At 70.9% G+C, this 5,058-nt stretch carries 5 protein-coding genes; all 5 read left to right on the top strand.

The window, feature by feature from the left end; all coding sequences use genetic code 11:
• The first annotated feature begins 345 nt into the window (after nt 1–345).
• The 5 genes from IRZ30_RS15530 to IRZ30_RS15510 all read left to right on the top strand — a co-directional run bounded on the left by IRZ30_RS15530 (nt 346) and on the right by IRZ30_RS15510 (nt 4,928).
• Nucleotides 346–723, top strand: coding sequence for a winged helix-turn-helix domain-containing protein (locus IRZ30_RS15530; RefSeq protein WP_294086444.1), 378 nt, complete (start codon nt 346–348; stop codon nt 721–723).
• Between the two features lie 2 nt (nt 724–725).
• Nucleotides 726–1,001 (top strand): hypothetical protein, encoded by a 276-nt coding sequence (locus tag IRZ30_RS15525; RefSeq protein WP_294086439.1) that lies wholly within the window; start codon nt 726–728, stop codon nt 999–1,001.
• Nucleotides 1,002–1,046: 45 nt separating this feature from the next.
• Nucleotides 1,047–1,508 carry a DUF6220 domain-containing protein gene (locus IRZ30_RS15520; RefSeq protein ID WP_294086436.1) on the top strand — a complete coding sequence of 154 codons (462 nt, stop codon included), beginning with the start codon at nt 1,047–1,049 and terminating at the stop codon, nt 1,506–1,508.
• 79 nt (nt 1,509–1,587) lie between these two features.
• Nucleotides 1,588–3,663, top strand: coding sequence for a helicase-associated domain-containing protein (locus tag IRZ30_RS15515; RefSeq protein ID WP_294086434.1), 2,076 nt, complete (start codon nt 1,588–1,590; stop codon nt 3,661–3,663).
• A gap of 95 nt (nt 3,664–3,758) precedes the next feature.
• Nucleotides 3,759–4,928 carry an FAD-binding oxidoreductase gene (locus IRZ30_RS15510; protein ID WP_294086433.1) on the top strand — a complete coding sequence of 390 codons (1,170 nt, stop codon included), beginning with the start codon at nt 3,759–3,761 and terminating at the stop codon, nt 4,926–4,928.
• Nucleotides 4,929–5,058 lie beyond the last annotated feature (130 nt).

Raw genomic sequence — 5,058 nt, 5'->3', positions numbered from 1 at the left:
GATGCGGCGCCCGCTGGGAGGCCGGATCGTCTCCGCCTGGGTGTGGCCATCGCAGCCCCTTGAGTGGGCTTACCCACTGTTCAGCCCGGCGGCTTTAGCCCCGGGCACATGCCACAACCCGGAGATCCTCACACCACCCCCTCCTACGCCCGCCACAACGCGGGAACCTTCATCCGTCCCCGAGCACACGCCACCTCCGCAGCCCAACGCTCTTCATCAAACCCCATCACCCCCGGCCCCGTGCCGCCCGCGTGTACGCCGTTCATTCACCAAGTCCCCAAGGGGGTTGACAGTCGATCTATCACGTGTTAGAAATACCTGACAGGTGATGGGTGGACTGGACAGATGACGGATAGGGAGAACAGGACGCCGCCAACGCTCACCGGAGATGAGCTCCTGCGGGTGCTGGCGGCCTTGGGCAACCCACACCGGCTACGGATCGTGGCGACCCTCGTGGGGGGGCGGCAGTACGTCAGCCAGCTCGCGCGCGAGGTCGGCATGAGTCGCCCGCTGCTCTACATGCACCTCCAGCGGCTGGAGGCGGCCGGGCTGGTGACCGGGAGCCTCGAATTGTCCGAGGACGGAAAGGCCATGAAGTACTACGAGGTCGCGCCGTTCGTCGTGCACCTGACGCCCGAGGTCATCGCGGAGGCGGTGCGCACGCTCACGGACGGCGGGAGTGAGGAGTCCGGCGTGGGTCGGGGCACGAGAGGGGAGCGTTGACGGTGGATCCAAATCAGGCTGCCTGGTCCGGCACGATCTTCGTGATGGTGATGTCTGCACTCGGAGTGGCGATCGTGATCGTGCTCATCTGGCAGATCTTCGCCACCCGGCGGGCGCGCGCGGTATTGACGCGTGAGGACGAGTATCGCAAGCTAGCCGAACGCGCCACTGTGGCCCAGGAGCAGGCGGCACAGGGTTTCAGCCGCGTCGCGGCTGAGTTGGAGGATCTCCGCGCGCGGGTCGCGGAGATGGAGCGTGTGCTCAAGGAAGTGGAGTAGTACGCAGGGGCGGCCGCGCCGCGCCGTCGGGAAGGGAGCGACCACGTGGTTGCAGAGCATCGAAGTGACACGTCGGGGACCGCCACGATGCCGTCTCCCAGCGAGGCGCAGGATCGGTATGCCCGTACAGAACCCGTGCGGGGGCACCGGTCGAGGGTCGCCTTCCGGATCCTGGCCTGGCTCTTCGTGGGGTGCGTCCTGGTTCAGGTGCTCATCGCCGGGCTGGCGATCTTCGACACCCCGCTCCGCTGGAGCTGGCACGAGAACTTCGTGCACATGTTTGAGTACCTGCCGCTCATCTTGCTGGTACTGGCGTTCACCGGCCGGATGCCGCGCCGGATACGCTGGGTGTCGTTCGGTGCCTTCGCGATGATCGGGATGCAGTACGCCTTCATCGGGCTGGCACGCGATTTGAACATACCGGCGATCGCGGCGCTCCATCCCGTGAACGCGATGCTGATCTTCTGGGTTGCCTTATTCCTCGCGCGGTCGGCCCGGCCGGCATGAGCGTGGACACACCCGCGCTGACCTCCAGGACAAGTCGTTATAATGGCGGTGTCGCCAGTCGATCGACACCGGAGCCGCGATGCGCAACTTGCTCGGCCGCCTCCTCGACCGACCACCGCGAAGCCTGACCACGATCGCCCAGTTCTGGGAAGTGGAGCTGCGCGGGCGGGAGGCGCACGAGGACATCGGGCGGCTCTACCGGGTGCTGACCGATCCCTGGTCCTTCGCGCTCGCCTGGGAATCCCTGCCGCCGCTGGAGCGTGCGATCGTCGCCGCGCTGGCGAGCGACGACGTGGCCGTCAGCGTTGAGGAGATCGCCGGGCGGGTGGACGCCTCGCCGGACGAGGTGCTGCCGGCGCTGCGGCGGCTCTACCGTGCCGGCCTGCTCTACCAGGAGCAGCCCCGCGAAGAGCTGGGTCTGACGCCCACCCCGGAGCGCTTCTTCCTGCCGCGTGAGCTGGCACACCTGACGCAACGGCTGCAAGCGGAGCGCAAGCGTGGCCTGCCACGGGAGCAGGATGCCGCCGCGCTGCTGGAGTGGTTCGACGACGCGGAACTGGCGGTCATCGCGCAGCAACTCGGCTACCGGGTGATTCCCGCCGTGGCGATGCGGCCGGAATTGGTGGCCTACCTCGCACCCCGCATCGGCAACGCCGACGTGATCCGAGACTCCGTCCGGGCGCTGGACCCGACAGCGGCACGGCTCTGGTCGTGGATCACCGAACGCGACGGTGTTGCCGACCCGATCGTCGCGCGGCAGGAGCTCGGCCTCTCGATGCAGGCGCTCCGGCACGCCCTCCACGCACTGGAGCGGCGCGGGCTGGTGTGGCGCGGCTACGATGCCGACGGCGCGCTCCGCGCCGTGGTGCCCGACATCGTGCGCCGGCCGACGCGCGCCCCGGCCGCACCGCCGCCCCCGCTGGTCGCGGTCGACGCGGCCCTGGTCGAGGCGACGGAGTGGGTACCCGTCGCCGCCGCGGCCTGGGATCTCCTCACGCTGCTGCGCGACGTCGTCGCCGGTCGTGCCCGCTGGCGCGGAGGCGAGCGGGGCGGCGCGGGGCTGCGGCACCTGGCTCCGCGGCTCTGGCTGCGCGCGGGCGATCTGCCGCCGACCGGCTACGTCTCGTTTCTCGTGCGACTCGCCGAGGCGGAGGGGCTGCTGGCTCCGGCCGGGGGCGGGGTCGTGGCCGATCGGCTCCGCGCCTGGACCCGGCTCGACTTCCCGGCGCAGATGCGCCGTCTCGTCGCCCACTGGCGGCAGGCCGCCGAGTGGCCCGAGGGCGACGAGCGGGACGCGCTCCAGGTATGGGGCGGCGACTGGCCCGGCTTCCGCCAGCACCTGCTTCAGGCGCTCGGCGCGCTCGACCCGGAGACCTGGTACACGCTGGACTCGGTCACCACGCGCTTCGCCGCCGAGTTCCCCAATGCCCTCGGGGCGCACTTCACCGCTGCCGCCAGCTACGAGGCGGGGGAGGAGTCGCCCGAGGCGCGCCGCCGCGCCGTGGTACGGCTGGCGGCGGCGGTCACGCTCACCACCGCCGGGGTCTGGCTGGGGCTGATCGAAGTCGCCCGGGCACAGCGGCGGGGCACGGTGCTGCGCGTGCGCCCGGACCTTCGCTGGCTGGTGGACGAGTCGCTCGACCCGCCCGAGGAGGAGGCGTTCGGTGCGCAGACGCTGGCGGTGCAGCCGAACTTCGAGGTGCTGCTGCTGCGTCCGGCCCCGCGGCATGTCTGGGCCCTGTCGGCCTTCACCGTGCTGGAGCGGCTCGACCGGGTGACGATCTACCGGCTCACCCGCGAGAGTGTGGAAGGTGGCCTGGCGAGTGGCCTGACCCTGGAGCGGATGGTCCGCTACCTGGAGCAGGAGAGCGGCGAGCCGCTGCCCCAGAGCGTGGCCTACGCGATGGCGGAGTGGGTGCGCGAGTACCGGCGGGTCCGCGTGCGGCGAGCGCTGCTGCTCCAGCCGGATGACCAGGGGAGTCTGGATGAGATCGAGGCCGCGCTGCGGGCAGGCGGGCTGCGGGTGGAGCGCCTGGCCGGGGAGCGGCTGCTCGTGCCATTGCCGGCCGGCGACGAGGCGGCGACCGAGCGCGTCGAGGAGATCCTGCGCGGGCTCGGCCGCACTCCCCAGTGGCCCGGTGGCCGCGACGGGTGACCGCCTCGGCTCGCGGCCCCATTCGCCAGGATCGGGGTGAGGCGGCGCCGCGCGAACGCGGCACGTTTTTCTCTTTCATGGAAGGTCAGGGAGTCATGGCAGTAGGTTCGGCGTATCTCCGCGGAGCGCGGATCGTGGTCATCGGCGCGGGGGCGGTTGGTTCCGTGGCCGCGTACCGGTTGGCGCAGGCGGGCGCGGCGGTCACGGTGGTCGAATCGCGCTTCCCGGGCGCCGGGACGACGGGTAACTCCTTTGCCTGGCTGAACTCGTTCAACAAGACCCCGCGGCACTATCACCGCCTCAACGCGCGCTCCATCCGCGAGCACGCGGATCTCGCGCGAGAGCTGGATGGGGACTGGGTGCATATCGACGGCGGCCTGCACTGGTGCTATGCCGACGACGCGGAGCAGGTGCAGCGGCTGCGGACCGTGACCCGGCGGCTCCATGAGTGGGGTTACCGCGTCGAGACGGTCACGCCGGAGCAGGCGATGCGGGAGCTGGAGCCCGACCTGGTTATCGACCCCGATCGCGTGGAAGAGGTGTTCTACACGCCGGGCGAGGGCTGGCTGAATGGCGTCGGGCTGAGCCATGGTGCCCTGAGTGCGGCCGTTCGCCGCTACGGTGCGCGCTTCGTGCGGGATACCGTGGTCGGACTGACCGGCCCGGCGGGAGCGATCGACACGGTCGTGCTGGCGAGTGGCGAGCGTCTGGGCGCGGACGCCGTGATCAACGCCGCCGGTCCCGATGCCGGGCGCATCGCCGCTCTGGCGGGTGTCGATCTCCCCGTGACGCGCCAGCCGGGGCTGCTGGTCACGACCGAGCCGGCGCCCGTCTCGCTCAAGCGGGTGATCCACGCGCCGGAGGGGAATCTGCGCCCGGACGGCGGCTGGCGGATGGTGATCCAACGTGAGAACTTCGACCAGCTCGTCGAGTCCGAACAGCCGATCGATCTCTCACATCCGGTCTGCCAGGAGTCCGTCGACCGCCTGGCGACGGTCGTGCCGGGGCTGCGCGGCATCCGCGCCGAGAACGCACGCATGGGCGTGCGCCCCATGCCGAAGGATGGGCACCCGATCGTCGGCTTCGACCCGGCGGTCAACGGGCTGTACCACCTCGTGATGCATAGCGGCATCACGCTGTCGGCGACGATGGGGAACCTCGTCGTCGAGGACTTCCTCCAGACCGAGCCGCCCGAGCTGGCACCGTACCGCCCGTCGCGGTTCACGAGCGGCGCGCCGCTGTCGTACGCGGGCTCCGAGGAGTAGCACCGCGCCGGGGTTCGTGCCCGGGTTCGTGCCCGGGTCTTTGGCGTGCGGCGGCCCGAGCCGCCGCTGTGGCATCGCGCGGCCGCAGCCGCGGGCCGGGGTTGGTTCCGGCGCCGGGGTGGGACGCGGG

The sequence above is a fragment of the Sphaerobacter sp. genome (assembly GCF_019683595.1).
Taxonomy (GTDB): Bacteria; Chloroflexota; Chloroflexia; order Thermomicrobiales; family Thermomicrobiaceae; genus Sphaerobacter.
This window is presented reverse-complemented; position numbering and strand designations above follow the sequence as displayed.